The sequence below is a fragment of the Desulfonauticus autotrophicus genome (genome assembly GCF_055381725.1).
Window position 1 is genome coordinate 908,924 of record NZ_AP042395.1, and the last position, 21,318, is coordinate 930,241.

A 21,318-nucleotide genomic window follows, 5' to 3' on the forward strand; every position below is an offset into this window, starting at 1 on the left:
CTTAGCAAATGGGCCGTAAAAATACGGCCCATTTTTATTTCTTACTTAAAGTATATACCTGGACAAATCTCTATTGGCTTTTACATCTGCTAATTTTTCTTGAACATAACCAGCATCAATAACCACCTTTTCGCCCTTTCTTTCCGGAGCTTCAAAGGATAAGTCAGTTAAAATCTTTTCCATAATAGTGTAAAGTCGTCTTGCCCCAATATTTTCTGTTTCTTCATTTATCTTTTGCGCAAAGCTGGCAATTTCTTTTAAAGCATCTTCTGTAAATTCCAGTTCTATGCCTTCTGTCTTTAAAAGGGCTTCATATTGTTTGGTCAGGGCGTTCTGGGGCTCGGTCAGGATACGATAAAAATCTTCTTTGGTTAAAGAGCGAAGCTCCACGCGTAAAGGAAAACGCCCCTGCAATTCTGGAACCAGGTCAGAGGGTTTAGAAAGGTGAAAAGCTCCAGCTGCAATAAATAAAATGTGGTCCGTTTTAATCATTCCATATTTGGTATTGACCACACAACCTTCTACCACAGGTAAAAGGTCCCTTTGGACTCCTTCTCTAGAGACTTCAGCCCTGCTTCCAGAAGAACTTCCACAAATTTTGTCTATCTCATCAATAAAAATAATTCCGCCTTGTTCCACCCTTTCTTTGGCTAGTTCCACTACCCTGTCCATGTCCACCAAACGCTCGCTTTCTTCTTGCACCAGCATCTCAAAGGCGTCTTTTACCTTCATCTTCTTGGTCTTTTTTCTCTTGGGAAAAACCTTGCTAAACATGTCCCTGAATTGCATTTCCATATCTTCCATACCAGGGATGGTCATCACTTCTATACGCGGACCAGAAGACACCTTTACTTCCACTTCCACCATTCTATCATCCAGTTTTCCCTGTCTCCAAAGCTCACGCAACTTTTCTCTGGTTTCTAAATTTTCCTCTCCTTTGGAAGCAGGAAGTAAGATGTCCAAAAGCCTCTCTTCAGCATTGCTTTCTGCCTTTACCCTTACTCTCTTGCTTTCTTCTTCTTTGACCAGATTTACACCTATTTCCATCAAGTCCCTGACCATGGATTCCACATCTCTGCCCACATATCCCACTTCTGTAAACTTGGTGGCCTCAACCTTATAAAAAGGTGCACCAGCCAGTTTGGCCAGTCTTCTGGCAATCTCGGTTTTACCTACCCCTGTAGGGCCTATCATGAGAATATTTTTAGGCGCTATTTCATCCCTTAACTCTGGTGGCAATTTTCTTCTACGCCACCTATTACGCAAGGCAATAGCTACCATCTTTTTGGCTTCTTTTTGACCAATAATAAACTTATCCAATTCAGAAACAATCTCTCTGGGAGTAAGCACACTTTCCATCAAATTATTCCTCCTCTAACACTTCCAAAACTAGATTGTTGTTGGTATAAACGCAAATATCAGCAGCTATTTCCATGGCCACCTGGACAATTTTCTTGGCCTCAAGCTCACTATTTTTTAGTAAAGCCCTAGCAGCAGCCAAGGCATAAGGACCTCCAGAGCCAATAGCCACCACTCCATCATCAGGCTCAATCACATCTCCTGTTCCACTTAAAACCAAAATATGCTCTCTATCTGCTACTATGAGCATAGCTTCCAGTCTTCTTAAATACTTATCCATCCGCCATTCTTTGGCTAATTCCACACTGGCCCTTAGAATATTGCCATTAAATTCTTCCAGTTTTCCTTCAAATTTTTCAAAAAGAGTAAAGGCATCAGCAGTAGCTCCAGCAAACCCAGCCAAAACCTTATCTTGATAAAGTCTTCTTACTTTTCTGGCCTTGTGCTTTAAAACCACTGCTTGCCCCATGGTCACTTGACCATCTCCACCCATGGCCACCTGGCCATTTCTCTTTACAGCCAAAATAGTAGTACCCTTTAACTCCATCTAATTCTCCTTTTCCAACAATTTCTGAAATTCCTGCACAAAAAAGGTATAAGTCTCTTGGGCATAGAGATAAAAATAAATTTCCTGGACCAACCCCTCTTTTATTCCCCAGATTAAGCGTTTTAAAGCAATAGGTGCTGCTAATTCCAGAGGAAAACCATAGGCTCCACAACTAATGGCTGGAAAGGCAATGCTTTTTATTTTATTCTTTTGAGCCAAAAGCAGGCAGGACTTATAACTTTTATCCAATAACTCCTTTTCCTGAAACCCTCCTCCCCGCCAAATAGGCCCCACCGTGTGAATGACATATTTGGCCTTAAGTTCAAAACCTGGAGTAATTACAGCTTCACCTGGAGGCAAAGGACCCTGCTGGCGAACTATTTCCTGTCCAGCTTGCAAAAGTTTAGGGCCAGCTGCTCGGTGAATTGCGCCATCCACTCCACCGCCTCCTCGCAGGCCTGAATTGGCAGCATTTACAATTGCCTCTACCAAAGCCTTAGTTATATCACCTTGAACTAAAGACAGCTTTCTATCCGCCAGTTCATAGCTAAACATATCTCTTCCTCCCAAAGAATAAATAAATGAGCACTAAATCCCTAAAGTCAAGTAAATCCTATAGGAAAAGAGCATTGAAATAAAGTTAATCCTGTTAAAAATACCCGAAGTCTTTACCTTGCCCTTTTCCAGGGAGCGAGTTTAATTTATTTATCATAAGATATTAAAAAACTTTAAGAGTTGCGCATTTGTTAGTTGTAGGTTAGTTTAGGTTGATATTGAGCTCTGGGAATGATGGTGGAATTAAACAGGTTAAAGAGAAATAAAAAAAGCCACCTGAAACATTTCAGGTGGCTTAAACTCTTGGATTGGTGGGCTACCAAGGACTCGAACCTTGAACCAACGGATTAAGAGTCCGCTGCTCTACCAATTGAGCTAGTAGCCCAACCCGTGAGAAGGAGTATTTATAGTCTATGCTAAGCCTTGTCAATGAAAAAATTAAACTTTTTTTAATTTTATTGGCTGTAACAAGCTTTTCTCTAATAAACACTGCCCGGGCCCTTCAAGCTCCTCCCTATGACCTGGAAGCCAGGTTTGTCCAAATAGAGAAAGATAAACTTTTTATCCTCTGGATAACTCCTCATAAAGATTGGTATTTTTACGGACCGCAAAAAAGGAATATAGGTCAGCCCACCACAATTACAGCCTGGCTAGGAAATAAACCACTTCCAGTCTTTTATCCCCCCACCCAGGCCAAAAAGGACTATTTTAATCCTGCTACCACAGTACAAGTTTATACTAAAAAAACTCCTTTTTTTATTAAATTACCTACTTCATACTCAACTAATTCTAATCTGAAAATCAAAATAAGAATGTTACTCTGTTCCCCTACAAGTTGTTATCCTGTAAACGCTCAATTTAATTTCTTATTACAAAATCCAAACAGTAAACTTGCTCCTGCCTGGAAAAGCCTGTGGGAACAATCTCAAGTGTTACCTCCAGACTTTAAAGCTGACTCTGCTCTGCCTGGACTGGAAGTAAGCAGTTTAGGTAAGGCCATGCTTTTAGGATTAATCGCAGGTTTTTTACTCAATTTTATGCCCTGCGTCTTACCTGTACTGGGTTTAAAATTAAGGTCTTTTCAAAATCTATCCAAAGAAGAACAAAAAGAAAAAAGTAAGGAATTTAGATTACATAATATCTTCTTTATCCTGGGAGTATTGATTTACTTTTCTGCCCTGGGAATTTTTTTGGCTTATACCAAACTAAACTGGGGGGCTATATTTCAAAATTCCCTATTTATCCTGGCTACCCTTTTTCTCCTTTTCTCCTGGCCCTTTCTCTTTTTGGCTTCTTTACCTTGCCTATTTTAAACCTAAAGGCCAATGTCAAACACCCTTATCTTGACTCCTTTCTAACAGGGCTATTGATTACTCTTTTAGCTACGCCCTGTAGCGGACCTTTTTTAGGCGGAGTGCTTGCCTGGAGTCTACTAAACTCTCCCACCGTAATTTTACTGGTGTTTATAAGTATAGGACTGGGTTTAAGCCTGCCTTACTTTCTCGTGGCCCTTTTCCCCAAAACTATCCAGTTTTTTCCCAAAACCTCTAAAGCCAACCTTATCCTGGAAAAAATAGTAGCTTTTTTACTTTTAGGGACCTGCATTTATCTTTTAAGTTTACTTCCAGAAGACCTCTATCTAAAAATTTTAATTTCCTTAAGTATTGTATTCTTTTTATTCTGGCTAAAAAAGGAACTTGACTTACTTAAGTCCTGGTCAAAACTACTTTTTAATATTCTTATTTTACTTTCAATTATCCTTGCTCTTTTTTGGACCAATTTAAGACCTGACAAACCCCAAATATGGATAAATTATGAACCAAACTATTTTTTGAGCCAATTAGGTAAAAAAAATATCCTAGTAGATTTTACAGCCAATTGGTGCCCTACTTGTAAATTTTTAGAAAAGACAGTTTTAACTGAAACTTTTTTATCCAGAATAAAAACTAAATACCATTTATTATTGATAAAAGTGGATTTAAGCCAGGAAAACCCAGCAGGAGAAGAGTTTTTAAATTCCCTTAACAGTAAAAGTATACCCCTTGTGGCTATTTTCACTGCTCATGCTCCAGATAAGCCCTTAATCTTTAGAGATTTTTTTACGCAAAAAATGCTTGAGAAAAGCTTGCAAGAAAAACTAAGTCCTCCCCAAAATAGCCCCTAATTTCAAACTTGAATTCTATAGAATAATCCCTTAGAGATACTTTTGCTTTTGGGCTTTTCATCTCTAAAACCACTGGAAAAATTTTGGTGAGTACTACTGCTTCCAACAATTTATTAAAACTAGCTAAAAATACCTTTATTGTAGCCTCAGCCACCTTTCTAAGTCGTATTTTAGGCTTTATGCGAGACCTGACCTTAGCCATCACCTTAGGCGCTGGTCCGCAGGCTGATGCCTTTTTTGTGGCCTTTCGCTTACCCAATCTTTTAAGAAGATTATTTGCCGAAGGCTCTCTTAGCATGGCTTTTATTCCTGTATTTGCTAAAACAAAAGAAGAAAGTCTTCAAAAGGCCTTTGTTGTAGCTAGATCTCTACAGATATGGATAATATTTCTCCTTTCCCTAATTGTTTTCTTAGGAATAATAGAAGCTAATAGTCTTATTTCTCTTATTGCCCCAGGCTTTAAAGACAAACCTCAATTATTTGAATTAACTGTAACTCTAACCCAAATCTGCTTACCTTACATTATCTTTATCTCATCGGTAGCTCTTTATATGGGTATTTTAAATTCCCTGGACCACTTTTTATTCCCGGCTCTAGCTCCCTGTATCTTAAATTTAACTTTAATTTCCTTTGCCCTATTTGGTCATTATTTTAAGCTGAATATAAGCAAAACCCTGGCAATAGGAGTTTTAGCAGCAGGTATCTTGCAAGCACTAAGTCAATTTCCAGCTCTGAAAAAAACAGGCTTTTCTTTTAAAGGAAAAATAGAACTCTTTTCTCAAGAACTAAAAAAAATTTTTCTACTAACCTTACCCACTATTTTAGGCTCTGCAGTATATCAAATAAACATTCTTCTTATCACTTTGTTGGCTTCTTTTTTACCTGTAGGTTCTATTTCTTATCTCTACTATGCTGATAGATTGGTCCAGTTTCCCCTGGGAGTATTTGGCATTGCCATTGGAACAGTAGCTCTCCCTACCTTTAGTTCCCTTTTAGCTCAAAAAAAGATTAAAGAATTGGAGCACAACTTAAGCACTGCCATTAACCTAAACCTATTTATTTCTTTACCTGCTGCAGCAGGGCTTATGGCTCTATCCACTCCCATTATCCAAACCCTTTTTGGCCATGGTTCTTTCACCCAAGCCGATGTAGAGCTCACAGCCCATGCCCTTATTGCTTACTCCCTGGGTTTGCCAGCCTTTTCCTTAACCAAAACCCTGGTGTCCAGTTTTTATGCCTTTGAAGATACCAAAAGGCCTGTGTTTATCTCCATACTAAGTTTATTTACCAATCTCACCTTGGGATTTTTATTGATGAAGCCACTTAAACACGCAGGCTTAGCTCTGGCAGTATCTTTTTCTTCCTGGTTAAATATTATCTTGTTAATTTATTTTTTAAAGAAAAAAATCAAAATAAATTGGGATAAAAAAGAGATTACAATTTGTTTAAGCTTAAGTGCCATTATTTACTTAATAGCCTTTAAACTAAAATTGAATATTTTAGGATTACTGCTAACTATAATCATTTTAACTCTTTTTTATATTTTAAGCAGCTATTTTTTACAAAGCAAATCTTCTATATTAATTATAAAAGGAATTATGAAAAAAATAAAAAAGGAGTAGAAATGCCAAGGTTTAAACCACTTTTGTTTACCACTTACAACTGGGGAAAAGACATAAACCCTCAAAATATATGTACTCCTCCCTATGATGTGTACGATAACAAGTATAGAGAAATACTATTTAAAAAAAGTAATTATAATTTTGCTCACCTTGATTTGCCCTTAAGTTATGAACAAGCTCAAAAAAATATTTTAGAATGGCAAAAAAAAGAAATCCTCAGAAAACTTTCTCAAGAATCCTTTATTTTGCTTAAAACTGAATATGAAGTTGAAAATAAATCTTTTACGCGGTGGGGAGTCTTGGGAGGCTTAAAATTAAGTCCTTTAGGCAAAGAATATGTGTTTCCCCATGAAAAAACCTATCCCAAAGCAAAAGAAGATAGGTTAAAGCTTATGCAAAGCACCTCTTCCCAGTTTAGCCCTATTTTTGGACTCTATGCAGATAGCACTCTGTTTTTAACCAGGCTGGCAGAAGAAATAAGCACTTCACCCTGCTGGTTAACCTTTAGAGAAACTGAAAACTTAAAACACTCGGCCTGGCTTATTTCTGAAAAATTTAACTCAAAAATCATAAACTTTTTCCAGGATAAAAAAATATTTATAGCAGATGGACATCACCGCTACGAAACAGCTTTAAATTATCAAAAAATACAAAATAGACCTGGACCCTGGGATTATGTTTTTATGTATTTAAGCAACATGTCTTCTCCAGGAGTAAATATCCTTCCCTACCACAGACTGTTAAGCTGGGAAGAAAATTTCCATCTGGATAAAATAGAAAAGGCAAGTTCTGATTTTTTTATAACCAATTTAGATATAGATAATACAAAAAATGATTTTGATTTTATATTCTTAAGTAAAAATAAAACACTTGGATTTAAATACAAAAAAGAAAGAAAAGATAACTTTCACCACATAAGCACTTATATCCTGGACGAATATATTTTAAAGAAAATATTTAACATTTCTGAAGAAAAACTACTAACAGGAAAATACATAAAATATACCCCTTTTGCCGAAGAGGTAAAAACTGAAGTATTAACCGGTCACTATCAAGCTGGTTTTTTAGTACAAAAGGTAGAGCTTACTACTTTTCAAGAAATGTGTTTACAAAATCAACTTATGCCCAGAAAATCAACCTATTTTTATCCTAAAATACCTTCAGGGCTTGTTTTTTACTCATGGATTTAAGTACTTTTCCCCAGTCTTTAAGCCAACCTAAAAAGGGGTTTCGCTTTGCTCTGGACTCCTTACTCTTGGCTTCTTTTGCTCAACCCAAAAACAACTGGAAAATTTTAGACCTAGGTTGTGGATGCGGGGTAATAGGTTTGGCCTTGATTTTAAAAAACATTCAACTTTCTCTTAAGGTCTGGGGAATGGACATTGATTTACATATGCTTGTCCATTTACGCCAAAATTTACAAAAAACAAAGGTAAAAAACTATTTCCCTTTTATTGGAGATATAAAAAACTGTATTAATATTTTTAAAAAGGGAGAATTTTTCGACCAAATTCTTTTAAACCCACCTTACAGATTGTTAAATACAGGAAAGCTTTCACCCTATGAAAATAAAAACCAGGCTAAGTTCGAACAAAAAACAACTCTAAATGACTTTATACAGGGAGCAAAATTTCTGCTAAAAAATAAAAAAGAACTACTTCTATGTTATTTAAGCGAACAACTGGATTATTTAATGGAAGTACTGGTTGTAAATAGATTTAGAGTAAAAGAGCTACTCTTTATCTATCCTAGAGTAAATCATTATCCTAAAATCGTCCTGGTCAAAGCCATCAAAAACGGTAACCCTGGCCTAAAAGTTTTACCCCCTCTTATTCTCTATGCTCATCCTACTCAAAATATATATACTTTAGAAGCTAAAAGTTTTTGCCCCTTTTTAAAATAGGACTATTCTTATTTTTCCTTCTCTCTCCAAAACTTTTCCACTAAATTTCTATTTTCTTCTAAAAAAAATTCTACTTTTGCGGGCAGTAAAAAGGAAAGGTTTCTATGATTTAAAAATTTTCTTCTAATAGAAGAAGAACTAATGTTTATATCTAAAGAATTTAGAAGCAAAACCTCATTCTTACCTTTTTTCCAACCCCAAGTAGTTTCTTTCTCTACCTGTAAAAAGGAAAAGGCAAATTGAGAAAGTTCTTGTAAGTCTATATTATTTCTTCTAATTACAATTAAGCTTGTATAATCAAGCAGTGTATTTCCCTTATACCAGGTAGGTAAGGATAAAAAATCACTATCACCTAGTATAAAATAAAAATCATCCTGAGTATAATTTTTATTAAGATAGTCAAGAGTTTTAACAGTATAAGATATACCTCCAAGTTTTTCTTCTACTGTAGAAATCTCTATCTTTTCCAATCCTTCTAAGGCAAGATTTAACATCTGCAAACGATAAGGATAAGGTAAAATATTCTCTTGCTTCTTATGAGGAGAGATATAGGCAGGAACAAGCCAAACCCTATCCAGAGAATATACTTCTAAAGCTTCTATAGCCAAGCGTAGATGCCCGATGTGTACAGGATTAAAGGTTCCACCCAGTAAACCTATTTTCAAAGGCTTTACTCCTCTTTAAAAATATCTCTTTTAAGCAATCCACCACTATCAAAACAAAAGGGAAAAGTAAGAACAATAGATAAGACCACACTCATAGTAGTACTGGATAAAATGCCCAACATAATCATAATCTGGTATTTTACAGCTAATTCTGGACTGGCCCCACCTAGAATGGTTCCTGTCATCATGCCAGGCAAAGAAACTATTCCCATGGTAGCCATAGCTGCCAAAGTGGGTTTTAAAGCAAGCTTAACACTACTTTGCACATAGGGAAAAATAGCTTCTTTTACATTTGCTCCCAGGCTAAGTAAATAAAAATATCTTTTTTGATTATCTCTTATCTTTTCATAAACAGAAGAAAGGCCTACAATATTTCCACGCATCGAGTTTCCTAAAATCATTCCTCCTAAAACAATTAAATACCTGGCATCAAATATTTTTTCTAAATCAAGAACAAAACTATTAAGATAAATTACAACTAGAAAAACAGAAGCAAAAAAAGAAAAAAATACTGGCAAAAACACCTTTTTCCATTTCAAAGGAGAATTTTTTATCGCAGAAAACACAGCAGTAACAATCATTACTGCTAACCATAATATATTTATCCAGGTATTATTCAATTTAAATAAGTATTTTAAAAACAATCCAATCAAAATCAACTGCAAAGACATTCTAGCAACAGAGTATAAAACATCTTTAACTAAAAAAAGTTTAAAAAAAAGACTTAAGCCTATAGGAATTAGCAAGAGTAAAAAAGAATGAGCTAAATTAAAGTAACTTATTGTTATATTTGCCATTTATTTTGCTCCAGATTAAAAACCTTGGCTTTATTAGTATCCAGCCATTCACTATCATGAGATATGCTTAATACCGTCAGACTCTTTTGATTTAAAAAATAATCCACAACCTTTTTTTTAAGTTTTCTATCCAGAGAAGAAGTGGCTTCATCCAGTAAAAAAATTTTTCTCTTCAGCAACAAAGCAATGGCCAAAGCCAAACGCTGTCTTTCCCCACCAGAAACTTCTTCACTTTTTTCCCCAACACTGAAAAAGGAAGCTCCAGAAAGGTAAAAATATTTTCTCTTTCTTCAAGTGAAGGCTTTATTTTTTGATTGGCTTTTAAAGAAAAGACATATTCCCAAAAATTTGCAACCTTTCCTTCTGGAAAGGATACATCCTGGTCTATATAAGCTATTTGACTTCTTATCTTCCAGATATTTTGTTTAGATACTTTTTCTCCAGAAAAAAGTATCTCTCCCTGGTAATCATTTATAAATCCTAAAATAATCTTGAAAAGAGAAGTCTTGCCTATGCCAGATGAACCTATAAAAACGACTTTATCACCTGGATAAATTTTTAGGTTTAAATCCTGAAAAATTTTTTTTCATAACTTAAATTTACTTTTCTAAGTTCCAGCACTGGCACCATTTTATTTTCCTATAAGGTGTTTTCTTTTAATAATAAGTGAACCTTTTTAAAACAAAAATTCATCACTCCCTTAATTCCTTTAGATTTGGCTAAATTTAGGGCTTCTTCTTGTATAATTCTTTCTTGGAGCCAGATGTATTTTACTTTTCTCAAAATAGCTTCTTTAACTATATCTAAAACATAATCAGGGTGGCGAAATATAATCACTGTATCTATATCTATTTCCTGGGGAATATTTAGTAAAGAAGGATAACACTTTTGTTCCAAAATATAACTTTGAGCTGGATTGACAGGAATCACTTTAAATCCTTCTTGCAGTAAATAATTCATCACTTGATAGCTGGTCCTTTCCGGCTTAGGGCTTGCTCCTACTAAAGCAATTGTCTGTGTATTTTGTACAATTTCTTTGGCTTCTAAAGGTATTTGACTATAATCTGGTAAAGTACATTCCATACCCATTGCACTTACTCCTTTTTTAGTTTAAAAACATATCTACCTATATAATAATCTTACAACAACCTAATTTTTATGGAAAGCTTAATCTTAGTCCTTGTTTTAGGTATTTTAGGGTATTTACTGGGAGAATTTTTTAAAAAGCCTCCTCTCTTGCTTTACCTGGGTTTTGGACTTTTGCTAGGGCCTGCAGGTTTTCATCTTATCTCCCCTCTTCACTTAAAAGAAGTACTACCTTTTTTACTGGAAGGAGGCTTAGCCATAATCCTGTTTGAAGGGGGGTTAAGCCTTGTCTCCTATGGGCTTTCCTCTCCTCCTTCCTTTTTTATCCCCAACTTTTTGTTCACCAGTTTAATCACTTTTTTTCTCTCTGGGTTAAGTGCCAAGTTCCTGCTCCATTTGTCCTGGCCCTTTGCAACTTTCTTAGCCATTTTAACCCTAATCACAGGCCCTACAGTTATCAACCCTCTTTTAAAAACCTATCCTTTAAAAAGGGACGTGGAACTTTTTCTCCACTGGGAATCCATTTGGATAGATATCATTGGCATTTTACTGGCCAGCGTTTCTCTGCAATTTATTGGGAATCAACAACTAAGTCAAAATTTTTACAGTCTTTTACCCATTACCCTTGGTACCTTTTTAGGAATAGGAAGTGGATACTTGCTCCACTTTATTCTTCAGTTTCTCTTAAAGCACTTTAAAAAAGATAATGTAATACTTTTAACCAGTTTAGGGTTTATTTTAGGTCTTTTTTTTCTCACCGAACACTTTATGCCTCAATCCGGTCCCTTGTGTATTGCCTTAACCGGTTTTATTCTGGCCAAACAAAAAGGTTCTTACCTGCCGCAAGTACATCGCTTTAAGGATTTAATTAGCACTTTAACCATCTCTTTTTTGTTTGTCTTAATCTCTTCCCTGGTTGATTTCAAACACATCTTGGAAAATTTTGCTCCTATTTTAATATTTAGTCTAAGTGTAATTTTTCTTATCCGCCCCCTGGCTACCCTTTTGGGATTTAAGGGAAAATTAAAGGAAAAGATATTCATAGGTCTTATAGCTCCCAAGGGAATTGTCTGCCTGACCATGGTCTCCTATTTAGGACTAATTGTGCAGAACAAGGAACAAGAAATAATCTTACAGACCATATTTATTCTTATTGTCCTAACTTCTCTTTGGGTGAGTATGGGAACAAAATTTTTAGCTCAAAAATGTAATATTTTAATAAATTATGAAAGTACTGGAATTATTATTGCAGGAATAAATCCTTTCAGCCTAAAACTAGGAGAATTATTATCTTCCTATGTTCCAGTAGCCTTTTTAGATAGCAACCCTAAGATATGCTCTTACCTGGAAAAAAATATACAACTTCCTACCTGTTCTTATCTTTTAGATGCCAGTGTATATGAAAATGCGCTTTTAGAAGGATATAGAAGAATTATTATTGTAACCACAGATGAAGCAATAAATGAACTAACCGCCCAAATAGCCTCAAAATTCTTCTCCCCTCAATTGGTTTATAAAATACAAAACGCCAACTCTAACCAGGAGCAAACCTTTTCTGTTCCAGCTAATACGTTTCCTCTTTCCACTTTTGAACTAAAAAAGATAATTGAACAAATGGGCAATGAAGAAATTGTCTTAACTATAGAAAATTCTCCCTCTCCTCAAAGTAAAGTCCTGGCCAAAATTATAAATTCTAGACAAATATGTTTTGATCTGGATTCAAAACACCAGGCAGAAAAATATATAGTTTTAAAAAGTAAGAATTAAGTAATTTTACTAAAAAACTAATCACATTCTCCTATGCGTTTTCCTTTTAAGTGAGTAGTCATAACCATTCCTTGATAACTCATTTTCATAGTTCCTTCCATTTCTTCACCTTTATAAGTAACTTCTCCTTCACTAACGCTTTTTACTCCGCCATCTATACATTCAACAGTCCATTTTACAGTATCACCTGAAATAGATTGCTTGAGCACCTTACAATTATCATTATTCTTGCTTTCTTCGTCTACAGGAATGGCATTATCTGCAGTAAGACAAGTAACATAGTCAGAAGCAGGAATGGAGAAGTTAAAAGGCATCCCTGTAGTTTCCACTTTGGTGCTTATTTTCCACTTCCCTTCTTTTAAATTAGGTCCAGAAGAACAGGCTACTATTAATAACATAGCCAAAACTAAAAAAAACCTAAACATCTTACACCTCCTTTTTTGTAATAACTTATACCATTGTTTTTTCTCTTTTGTCTATGTTTTTTCTAAATTTGTAATTTGACAGAGAAAGGTTATTTTTTCAAAATAAGAAAAACCAGTAAAAAAGGAGATATTTAATGATTAAAGTAAACTCCCATTATTTAAAACTAAAATCATCCTACCTTTTTGCGGATATTGCCAGAAGGGTAAGGGATTTCCAGGAAAAAAGTCCCAATGTATCTATTATTCGTTTAGGCATTGGAGATGTCACCCTTCCTTTACCTCCTGCTTGTATCAAAGCCTTACATCAAGCAGTGGATGAAATGTCCAGAACTTCTACCTTTAGAGGATATGGGCCAGAACAGGGATATGATTTTTTAAGAGAAAAGATTGCCCAACATGATTATCAAGCAAGAGGAGTTGACATCTCTCCAGAAGAAATCTTTGTCAGCGATGGTGCTAAATGCGATACAGGTAATTTCCAAGAACTCTTTGCGCAGGACATAAAAGTAGCCGTGCCTGACCCTGTTTATCCTGTTTACGTTGATACCAATGTAATGGCAGGGAGAACAGGTGAACTTAAAGACGAGAGGTATGAAGGCCTGGTGTATTTGGCTTCAACCAAAGAAAATAACTACCTTCCTGAACTTCCCAGTCAAAAAGTAGATTTAATTTACCTTTGTTTTCCCAATAATCCTACAGGGGCTACAATAGGGAAAGAAGAGCTTACCAAGTGGGTAAACTATGCTTTAGAAAATAAGGCCTTAATACTTTTTGATGCTGCTTATGAGGCCTTTATCCAAGATGAAAACTTACCCCATTCCATATTTGAAATCCCTCAGGCGAAAAAGGTGGCTGTGGAGTTTAGAAGCTTTTCCAAAACTGCTGGCTTTACTGGAACCAGATGCGCCTTTACTGTAGTTCCCAAAGAGTGTGTTATTTATACAGAACAAGGAAATCCCATAGAACTGCACAAACTCTGGTTGCGCAGACAAACTACCAAATTTAACGGAGTGGCCTACCCCATTCAAAGGGCAGCAGAAGCTGTTTATTCGCCTGAAGGCCAGCAAGAAATCAAAAATAATATCAATTACTACCTGAAAAATGCCCAGTTGATCAGGACAACCATTAGTGACCTAGGTCTTCACTGTGTAGGAGGAGAAAACTCTCCCTATATATGGATAGAATGTAAAAGAGACTCCTGGGAATTTTTTGACCTCTTACTCCAAAAAGCAGGAGTGGTTTGTACTCCTGGAGTAGGTTTTGGTAAGTGTGGGCAGGGCTATGTGCGTTTAAGCGCCTTTAATAGTTATGAAAATGTCCAAGAAGCTATGCAGAGGATAAAAAATATTTTCTAAATGTTAATGGCCAATTAAAATGAGCCCTAATCGGACAATAATTTTGAGCCACTTCTAGAGTGCAACAGATGGCAAAAGGCCATATCCTTCTAATTGTCTTATAAAGGACAATTAGGAGGATCAAAACTTGAAGGAATGGATCGTGATTCACAAAATCAAGGCATTATACGACGATGGCAACGGGCTTTCAATCCGAGCAATTGCCCGAGAACTAGGCATATCTCGGAACACAGTGAGAAAGTATCTGGGCATGGCGGAAGAGTCCATTCAAGCACAAAAGAGTCAACGAGAGCGCGCTAAGATACTTGATCAGCATCGGGACTACATCGTCCATCTGCTTCAAAGCTATCCAGGGCTTAGTGCGGTCAAGATTAGGGATAGACTTTTACGCAAGCATCCGGAACTTACAGTATCAAGTCGAACTGTCAGGCGATTTGTCAGGAGAGTGAAGGAGACTATCAGTTTCAAACAGAAGCGTTACTACGAGCCAGTTCTGGCCATGGAGCCTGGAGTACAGTGCCAGGTTGATGGTGGGGAGTTTCGCGGTTTGATGATCGGCGGAGAGGAAACGAGGGTGTACTTTGTGGTGTTTGTGCTTTCCTATTCGAGACTCATGTATGTGGCGGTGTGCAGGGAGCCTGTGGACACGGAGAAGTTTATACAGATGCATGATGCGGCCTTTCGTTACTTTGGAGGGTGTCCTGAGGAGTGTGTATATGACCAAACGAAGCTGGTGGTACTAGAGGAACGGTTTCGGGAGCTAAGGTTAAATGAGAGGTTTCACGCTTACGCCACAGCGGCAGGTTTTCGTGTGAGGGCCTGTGAGGGTTACGACCCCGAGAGCAAAGGCAAGGTAGAGGCCGGGGTCAAGTATGTGAAGCGCAACGCCCTTTACGGAGAGAGTTTTAGGAACTGGCAGGAGTTTGAGTCTTATCTATTGGAGTGGCTTAATGAAAAGGCCAACAAGCGTGTGCACGGCACCACGGGGAAGGTAGTGCGTAAGCACTACGAGGAGTGTGAGCGTTCTCATATGCGTGCCTACTTTACGCCCACGTATCTGAACCTACCTGAGGCATGTCAAGAGGTGCGGAAGGTGGACAAGACGGGGCTTATAGCCTGGAAGTCCAACCGCTATTCAGTGCCCATGGCCTATCAAAGGGCGCGAGTTGGGGTGAAGGAGAAAGGCCAGTGGCTGATAATCTCTAACCTTGAGACCGGAGAGGAGGTGGCGCGGCATGTTTTGAGCCGTGGACGAGGTGAGGTGATCAAGAACACCAACCATTACCGAGACAGAGAGAAACAGATTGCAGGTTACGAGACCGAGATCAGGGGGCATCTGGGAGAGGAAGGAGGTAGGAAGATATGTGGGCTTCTTAAAGAGACCTCTCCCAAGATTTACAAGGATCAGCTGGCAGGCCTAGTGAGGCTTCTTAGGCGTTATGAGATGCCAGAGGAGCTTTTAAGGTGTCTTTGCGAGCGACGGAGGCTTACTACCAGCCAGATCCAAGACTATCTTGAGGCCTGGGAGCATCGTCCGGAATATTTCTGCGAAGAATGGCTGGATAATCCCGCCGAAGTAGAGAAGAACTCAGCTCTTGGGCGGTATGCCAGGGTCACCTGTAAGGAGTTGAGCCATGAGATCCATTGAAGAGGTAGCCCATAAATACCGGAGCTTGAGGTTTAACAGCATTGGCGAGGCTTTGGCAGAACTTCTCCGTCAAGCCGAAGAAAACGAGGTATCTTATCTTGAGTTTGCGGACATGTTGGTAGAACACGAGCAGAAGGTGCGCAACCGGAAGCGAATAGAGCTCAACCAGCGTAAAGCAAGTTTCCCCACGGAGAAACATTTGGAGGGTTTTGACTTTAGGTTCCAGACGACCATTACGAAGCGTCAGGTGAACCGGCTTCTCACGTTTGAGTTTATCGAGAATCGGGAGAACGTGATCTTCATAGGACCACCTGGGGTTGGGAAAACTCATTTGGCCATAGGGATAGGAGTAAAGGCAGTGGGTGCTGGGTACAAGGTGCTTTTTCAGACGGCGCTAGAGCTGGTGGAGACTTTGGAACTGGCAGAACTCAAAGGGGAGTTGAAAAAGAAGATAGCAAGCCTTTTGAAATTTGATCTTTTGATCATAGACGAGCTTGGATATCTGCCGATGAGCAAGAGGAGCGTTTACAACCTGTTTCAGCTGATCAATAGCTTATACGAGTATCGTTCGGTGATGATCACGACAAACAAGGAGTTTACGGCATGGGGAGAATTTTTTCACGACGAGAACGTGGCAGTCCCAATAGTGGATCGCTTGATTCATCACTCACACATTTTCATGCTAGGAGGTGAGAGCTACCGCTTGAGAGAAAAATTGGAAAACTAGGGAGTGGGCAGGTGGGTCAATTTTGTTGTCCGAAAATGGATTAAATTTTTTGGCCATTGACACTAAAATTAAAAAGCCAGGGGATGTAAGTAATCATCCCCTGGCAAGAAAAGATTATTTTATAAGATAAATAACCAACAAAAAACCAATAGAACTTAAAAGAATAGCAAGTAGTACATCATAAATCAGAGATTGAGTAAACTTATCATTTAGTATGTCCATCTGAACTTTGATGAATCTATAAGCAGATAAAAGAGCAATACTGGCCCCTAGAAAACCAAAAAAAGGCCTGCATAAAAATACACTAAGTAATTTTCCTTTACTCCGCTTTGAGAAACAAAATAAAAATGTTCTAGCCTTTCCAGAGCAAATCCAAAGGCCATAATTCCAATAGAGGTCCTAATCCAGGATAAAAAAGTCCTTTCATTGGCTAAAAGAAGGCGACGATTTTGATTTATTTTTTCCTTAGGTATATTTTTGAAAAACTTTCCCAAAAGCATAATATAATTTAACTAATAGCTACCTTTTGCTATTTTTTCTTTATACAAATTGCTTCTATTTCAACACTAACATCTTTGGGCAATTTTGATACTTCTACCACTGCTCTAGCAGGTTTATGGGAATGAAAATATTTCTCATAAATTTCATTTACTGCTTCAAAGTTATTCATATTTTTAAGATAAATCGTAACCTTGGCAATATCTTCTAAAGAAAATCCAGCTTCGTGAACAATACTTAGTAAATTCTTTAAAACCAGCTCCACTTCTGTTTTTATATTTTCTCTAACAATTTCATTAGAAATAGGATCTATAGGAATTTGGCCAGATACAAACAACATATTATCGATCTTCACGGCTTGAGAATAGGGACCAATTGCCTTTGGTGCTTTTTCTGTATTTATATACTCCATTTTCCTCTCCAATTTAAGGTTATAAAAAGATATTTTATCCAAGCAAGCAGCTTAATAATGTTTAATGATGTAGACTTTTTAATATTTATTTTCTTTTCTGTCTATTTAGATTTGCTTTAATTTTTTATGGGATTGGATGGATTTTTAGAGGCGTGGGGATAGGGAGATAAGGTATTAAGGGGAGTTAAGAAGGAGAAGTTTTACTAAAGAAGAGGAGTTTGGGTAAAAAAAAAGTCCTGGCGACGGCCTACTTTCCCACCTTTTAGGAAGGCAGTATCATCGGCGCTGGAGGGCTTAACTTCCGAGTTCGGAATGGGATCGGGTGTTTCCCCTCCGCTATGGTCACCAGGACGAAATTTTTATTAAACAGGGGTTTAGGGAAGAGTTTTTGGGAAAATTAAGGTTAAGACTCACGGACTATTAGTACCGGTTAGCTGAACGCATCGCTGCGCTTACACTTCCGGCCTATCTACCTGGTAGTCTTCCAGGGTCCTTTAGTCCCGCACCCACTTTAAGTCTCAAGAAGGCTTTCTTTTATCCTATTTAAAAGAGCTCTCTTGGCTCTACCATCTTGCTTGAGCCTCTTCTCTCTTAAAAGAGCATCTTTTTTACTTAAGTAAGCTTCATAATATACCAATCTCCATCTCTTATTTTTAGTATATCCTCTATTTGCTTTACTATTGTGCTCCTTAAACCTTCTTCTTAAGTCTTCAGTCATACCAACATATATCTTTTTTTTATCTTCACTTTGCAAGAGATATACATAGTACATCTTGACTCCTTTAAGACTTAAAGTGGGTGCGGGAAGGGAGACCTTATCTTGGGGAGGGCTTCCCGCTTAGATGCCTTCAGCGGTTATCCCGTCCGATCATAGCTACCCTGCTGTGCCGCTGGCGCGACAACAGGTCCACTAGAGGATCGTCCATCCCGGTCCTCTCGTACTAGGGACAGACCCCCTCAAGTCTCCTACGCCCACAGCGGATGAGGACCGAACTGTCTCACGACGTTCTAAACCCAGCTCGCGTACCACTTTAAACGGCGAACAGCCGTACCCTTGGGACCTGCTCCAGCCCCAGGATGTGATGAGCCGACATCGAGGTGCCAAACCACGCCGTCGATGTGAACTCTTGGGCGTGATCAGCCTGTTATCCCCGGCGTACCTTTTATCCGATGAGCGATGGCCCTTCCATGCGGAACCACCGGATCACTAAGGCCGACTTTCGTCCCTGCTCGAGATGTCTCTCTCACAGTCAAGCTCCCTTATGCCTTTGCACTCAACGGCTGGTTTCCAATCAGCCTGAGGGAACCTTTGCGCGCCTCCGTTACCTTTTGGGAGGCGACCGCCCCAGTCAAACTACCCACCAGACACTGTCCCCAAGCAGGATTACTGCCTTGGGTTAGAGCCCTAGATTACCAAGGGTGGTATTTCAAGGACGACTCCACCTGAACTGGCGTCCAGGCTTCCCAGTCTCCCACCTATCCTACACATGATAATCCAAGACCCAATGTCAAGCTGTAGTAAAGGTGCACAGGGTCTTTCCGTCCTGCTGCGGGTACCCGGCATCTTCACCGGGAGTTCAATTTCACCGAGCCTCTGGTTGAGACAGTGTGGGGATCGTTACGCCATTCGTGCAGGTCGGAACTTACCCGACAAGGAATTTCGCTACCTTAGGACCGTTATAGTTACGGCCGCCGTTTACCGGGGCTTCGGTTCAGAGCTTCGGGTTACCCCTAACTCCTCCCCTTAACCTTCCGGCACCGGGCAGGCGTCAGTCCCTATACGTCGTCTTACGACTTCGCAGAGACCTGTGTTTTTAGTAAACAGTCGCCCCCACCATTTCTCTGCGGCTCCCAGCAGCTCCAGTAGTTCTACTTTCACCACCAAGAGCACCCCTTCTCCCGAAGTTACAGGGTCATTTTGCCGAGTTCCTTAACCAGAGTTCGCTCGAGCGCCTTAGGTTACTCACCTCGCCCACCTGTGTCGGTTTGCGGTACGGTCTGCCAGTTAGTCTCGCTTAGAGGCTTTTCTCGGCAGCATGGGCTCAGTCACTTCGTCCGTTATAGACTCGTACTCACCCCTCAGCGTTAACAGGAGCCCGGATTTGCCTAAGCTCCCCGCCTACAGGCTTGAACCGACTATTCCAACAGTCGGCTGACCTACCCTTCTGCGTCCCCCCTTCGCTCAAACGACTAACCAACAGGTGCAGGAATATTAACCTGCTTCCCATCAGCTACGCCTCTCGGCCTCGCCTTAGGGGCCGACTAACCCTGGGCAGATTAGCTTTACCCAGGAAACCTTGGGCTTACGGCGAGAGAGTTTCTCACTCTCTTTATCGTTACTCATGCCAACATATTCACTTCTCTACAGTCCAGCACACCTCACGGTATACCTTCTTCCCGTAGAGAACGCTCCCCTACCCCGAGTACCTTACAGTACTCAGCCGTGGCTTCGGTAGTACACTTGAGCCCCGTTACATTTTCGGCGCAGAGCCACTAGACCAGTGAGCTGTTACGCTTTCTTTAAAGGATGGCTGCTTCTAAGCCAACCTCCTGGCTGTCTCAGTAGCTCCACCTCCTTTCCCACTTAGTGTACATTTAGGGACCTTAGCCGACGGTCTGGGCTGTTTCCCTCTCGACTATGGACCTTCTCACCCACAGTCTGACTCCCAGGCTAAACTTACGGCATTCGGAGTTTGGTAGGGTTTGGTAACCTGGTGGGGCCCCTAGCCCTTCCAGTGCTCTACCTCCGCAAGTCATCGCCTGAGGCTATACCTCAATATATTTCGGGGAGAACCAGCTATCACCGAGTTTGATTGGCCTTTCACCCCTATCCACAGGTCATCCGAGCAGTTTTCAACCTACACCGGTTCGGGCCTCCAGTAAGTGTTACCTTACCTTCACCCTGCCCATGGATAGCTCACTCGGCTTCGGGTCTAATCCGCAGTACTTATCGCCCTCTTCAGACTCGCTTTCGCTACGGCTCCACCTCTTAAAGGCTTAACCTCGCACTGCAGATTAACTCGCTGGCCCATTATGCAAAAGGCACGCCCTCATCCCGCACTCACTTTAAGCCGCGAACCCTTCTCAGGTTCATCTCAACTCACCTCGACTTAAAGTGAGTGCGGGACTCGGACTGCTTGTAGGCAATCGGTTTCAGGTTCTATTTCACTCCCCTCCCGGGGTTCTTTTCACCTTTCCCTCACGGTACTATCCGCTATCGGTCGCCAGGGAGTATTTAGCCTTGGAGGATGGTCCCCCCAGATTCCCACAGGGTTCCACGTGCCCCGCAGTACTCGGGTACTGTCCGCGCCACTTTCAGTTTCGCATACGGGCCTTTCACCCTCTATGGGGCACCTTCCCAGGTGCTTCTGCTACTTACTCATGGATCGCTTGTGGACAGCCCCACAACCCCGCGTGGCAAGCCACACGGTTTGGGCTACTCCCCTTTCGCTCGCCGCTACTCAGGGAATCTCTTTTGATTTCTTCTCCTCCGGGTACTGAGATGTTTCACTTCCCCGGGTTCGCCTCCCGCACCTACTTTACTTGCGACAACCTTACATACCTCAACCCCTACGGTCACAAGTAAAGTAGGTGCGGGATACCTGGATATGACTCCAGGTGGGTTCCCCCATTCGGAAATCCCCGGATCAAAGCCTGTTTGGCGGCTCCCCGAGGCTTTTCGCAGCCTTCCACGTCCTTCATCGCCTCCTGGCGCCTAGGCATCCACCGATTGCCCTTAATATCTTAACCTATTTTCCCGCTCTTCCCTTTTTACCCCTATTTAATTC

19 protein-coding genes, 1 tRNA gene, 2 rRNA genes and 1 pseudogene are annotated in these 21,318 nt (G+C 39.8%); 9 read left to right on the forward strand and 14 right to left on the reverse strand.

The features are described 5' to 3' along the window. Positions 1-45: 45 nt before the first annotated feature. The 4 genes from hslU to ACZ42F_RS05320 all read right to left on the reverse strand — a co-directional run bounded on the left by hslU (position 46) and on the right by ACZ42F_RS05320 (position 2,846). On the reverse strand, positions 46-1,359 hold the full coding sequence (gene hslU, locus ACZ42F_RS05305) for an ATP-dependent protease ATPase subunit HslU (RefSeq protein WP_029965772.1): 1,314 nt from the start codon (positions 1,357-1,359) through the stop codon (positions 46-48). A 4-nt stretch (positions 1,360-1,363) separates the two neighbouring features. Next, a complete protein-coding gene (gene hslV, locus ACZ42F_RS05310) occupies positions 1,364-1,906 on the reverse strand; it encodes an ATP-dependent protease subunit HslV (protein ID WP_029965774.1) in 543 nt (180 codons plus the stop codon). Further along, positions 1,907-2,461: a macro domain-containing protein gene (locus tag ACZ42F_RS05315; protein WP_029965776.1), complete on the reverse strand. Its 555-nt coding sequence runs from the start codon at positions 2,459-2,461 to the stop codon at positions 1,907-1,909. Positions 2,462-2,770: 309 nt separating this feature from the next. Then, positions 2,771-2,846 (reverse strand) — tRNA-Lys (locus ACZ42F_RS05320). Positions 2,847-2,874: 28 nt separating this feature from the next. Here ACZ42F_RS05320 and ACZ42F_RS05325 point away from each other — a divergent pair. The 5 genes from ACZ42F_RS05325 to ACZ42F_RS05345 all read left to right on the forward strand — a co-directional run bounded on the left by ACZ42F_RS05325 (position 2,875) and on the right by ACZ42F_RS05345 (position 8,150). Then, the gene (locus ACZ42F_RS05325) at positions 2,875-3,774 is read left to right on the forward strand and encodes a cytochrome c biogenesis protein CcdA (protein WP_464280017.1); all 900 of its coding nucleotides are present in this window, start codon (positions 2,875-2,877) and stop codon (positions 3,772-3,774) included. Next, entirely contained in the window at positions 3,762-4,625 is an 864-nt protein-coding gene (locus tag ACZ42F_RS05330) for a thioredoxin family protein (protein WP_464280018.1), read from the forward strand. Before ACZ42F_RS05325 ends, ACZ42F_RS05330 begins: the two co-directional genes overlap by 13 nt. Before the next feature lie 86 nt (positions 4,626-4,711). Then, entirely contained in the window at positions 4,712-6,247 is a 1,536-nt protein-coding gene (gene murJ, locus ACZ42F_RS05335; protein WP_464280019.1) for a murein biosynthesis integral membrane protein MurJ, read from the forward strand. Between the two features lie 2 nt (positions 6,248-6,249). Further along, positions 6,250-7,437 carry a DUF1015 family protein gene (locus ACZ42F_RS05340; RefSeq protein ID WP_464280020.1) on the forward strand — a complete coding sequence of 396 codons (1,188 nt, stop codon included), beginning with the start codon at positions 6,250-6,252 and terminating at the stop codon, positions 7,435-7,437. Further along, positions 7,428-8,150 carry a tRNA1(Val) (adenine(37)-N6)-methyltransferase gene (locus ACZ42F_RS05345; protein ID WP_029965784.1) on the forward strand — a complete coding sequence of 241 codons (723 nt, stop codon included), beginning with the start codon at positions 7,428-7,430 and terminating at the stop codon, positions 8,148-8,150. The genes ACZ42F_RS05340 and ACZ42F_RS05345 overlap by 10 nt, the downstream gene beginning before the upstream one ends. 8 nt (positions 8,151-8,158) lie before the next feature. Here the strand turns inward: ACZ42F_RS05345 and nadD are convergent, their stop codons facing one another. From nadD to ACZ42F_RS05370, 5 genes and pseudogenes are all read right to left on the reverse strand, one after another. Next, positions 8,159-8,815, reverse strand: a complete 657-nt coding sequence (nadD, locus tag ACZ42F_RS05350; protein ID WP_029965786.1) for a nicotinate (nicotinamide) nucleotide adenylyltransferase — start codon at positions 8,813-8,815, stop codon at positions 8,159-8,161. A 5-nt stretch (positions 8,816-8,820) separates the two neighbouring features. Then, positions 8,821-9,612: an ABC transporter permease gene (locus ACZ42F_RS05355; RefSeq protein WP_464280021.1), complete on the reverse strand. Its 792-nt coding sequence runs from the start codon at positions 9,610-9,612 to the stop codon at positions 8,821-8,823. Continuing rightward, positions 9,600-9,845 (reverse strand): annotated as a pseudogene (locus tag ACZ42F_RS05360) (ATP-binding cassette domain-containing protein); the annotation flags it as partial. The gene ACZ42F_RS05355 and the pseudogene ACZ42F_RS05360, both read right to left, overlap by 13 nt. Continuing rightward, positions 9,785-10,192 carry an ATP-binding cassette domain-containing protein gene (locus ACZ42F_RS05365; protein WP_464280204.1) on the reverse strand — a complete coding sequence of 136 codons (408 nt, stop codon included), beginning with the start codon at positions 10,190-10,192 and terminating at the stop codon, positions 9,785-9,787. The gene ACZ42F_RS05365 and the pseudogene ACZ42F_RS05360, both read right to left, overlap by 61 nt. A gap of 59 nt (positions 10,193-10,251) precedes the next feature. Beyond that, positions 10,252-10,701 carry a CoA-binding protein gene (locus ACZ42F_RS05370; RefSeq protein ID WP_464280022.1) on the reverse strand — a complete coding sequence of 150 codons (450 nt, stop codon included), beginning with the start codon at positions 10,699-10,701 and terminating at the stop codon, positions 10,252-10,254. 69 nt (positions 10,702-10,770) lie between these two features. Between ACZ42F_RS05370 and ACZ42F_RS05375 the strand changes: the two genes are divergently transcribed. Continuing rightward, a complete protein-coding gene (locus ACZ42F_RS05375; RefSeq protein WP_029965796.1) occupies positions 10,771-12,465 on the forward strand; it encodes a cation:proton antiporter domain-containing protein in 1,695 nt (564 codons plus the stop codon). 17 nt (positions 12,466-12,482) lie between these two features. On the opposite strand, the gene ACZ42F_RS05380 is transcribed toward ACZ42F_RS05375, so the two are convergent. Further along, positions 12,483-12,890, reverse strand: a complete 408-nt coding sequence (locus ACZ42F_RS05380; protein ID WP_035259833.1) for a DUF3617 domain-containing protein — start codon at positions 12,888-12,890, stop codon at positions 12,483-12,485. 134 nt (positions 12,891-13,024) lie between these two features. Between ACZ42F_RS05380 and ACZ42F_RS05385 the strand changes: the two genes are divergently transcribed. The 3 genes from ACZ42F_RS05385 to istB all read left to right on the forward strand — a co-directional run bounded on the left by ACZ42F_RS05385 (position 13,025) and on the right by istB (position 16,620). Next, positions 13,025-14,245, forward strand: a complete 1,221-nt coding sequence (locus tag ACZ42F_RS05385) for an LL-diaminopimelate aminotransferase (protein ID WP_464280023.1) — start codon at positions 13,025-13,027, stop codon at positions 14,243-14,245. Positions 14,246-14,387: 142 nt separating this feature from the next. Further along, complete coding sequence (istA, locus tag ACZ42F_RS05390) at positions 14,388-15,893, forward strand: IS21 family transposase (protein WP_464280195.1); 1,506 nt, start codon at positions 14,388-14,390, stop codon at positions 15,891-15,893. Continuing rightward, entirely contained in the window at positions 15,880-16,620 is a 741-nt protein-coding gene (gene istB, locus ACZ42F_RS05395; protein WP_464278703.1) for an IS21-like element helper ATPase IstB, read from the forward strand. The genes istA and istB overlap by 14 nt, the downstream gene beginning before the upstream one ends. A gap of 269 nt (positions 16,621-16,889) precedes the next feature. Here istB and ACZ42F_RS05400 read toward each other — a convergent pair whose 3' ends face one another. The 4 genes from ACZ42F_RS05400 to ACZ42F_RS05415 all read right to left on the reverse strand — a co-directional run bounded on the left by ACZ42F_RS05400 (position 16,890) and on the right by ACZ42F_RS05415 (position 21,280). After that, a complete protein-coding gene (locus ACZ42F_RS05400; protein WP_464280024.1) occupies positions 16,890-17,120 on the reverse strand; it encodes a YidH family protein in 231 nt (76 codons plus the stop codon). A gap of 29 nt (positions 17,121-17,149) precedes the next feature. Continuing rightward, positions 17,150-17,530, reverse strand: coding sequence for a RidA family protein (locus ACZ42F_RS05405; protein ID WP_029965817.1), 381 nt, complete (start codon positions 17,528-17,530; stop codon positions 17,150-17,152). Between the two features lie 234 nt (positions 17,531-17,764). Beyond that, positions 17,765-17,880: ribosomal RNA gene (gene rrf, locus ACZ42F_RS05410) — 5S ribosomal RNA — on the reverse strand. 49 nt (positions 17,881-17,929) lie between these two features. Next, positions 17,930-21,280 (reverse strand): 23S ribosomal RNA (locus ACZ42F_RS05415). Between the last annotated feature and the right edge of the window lie 38 nt (positions 21,281-21,318).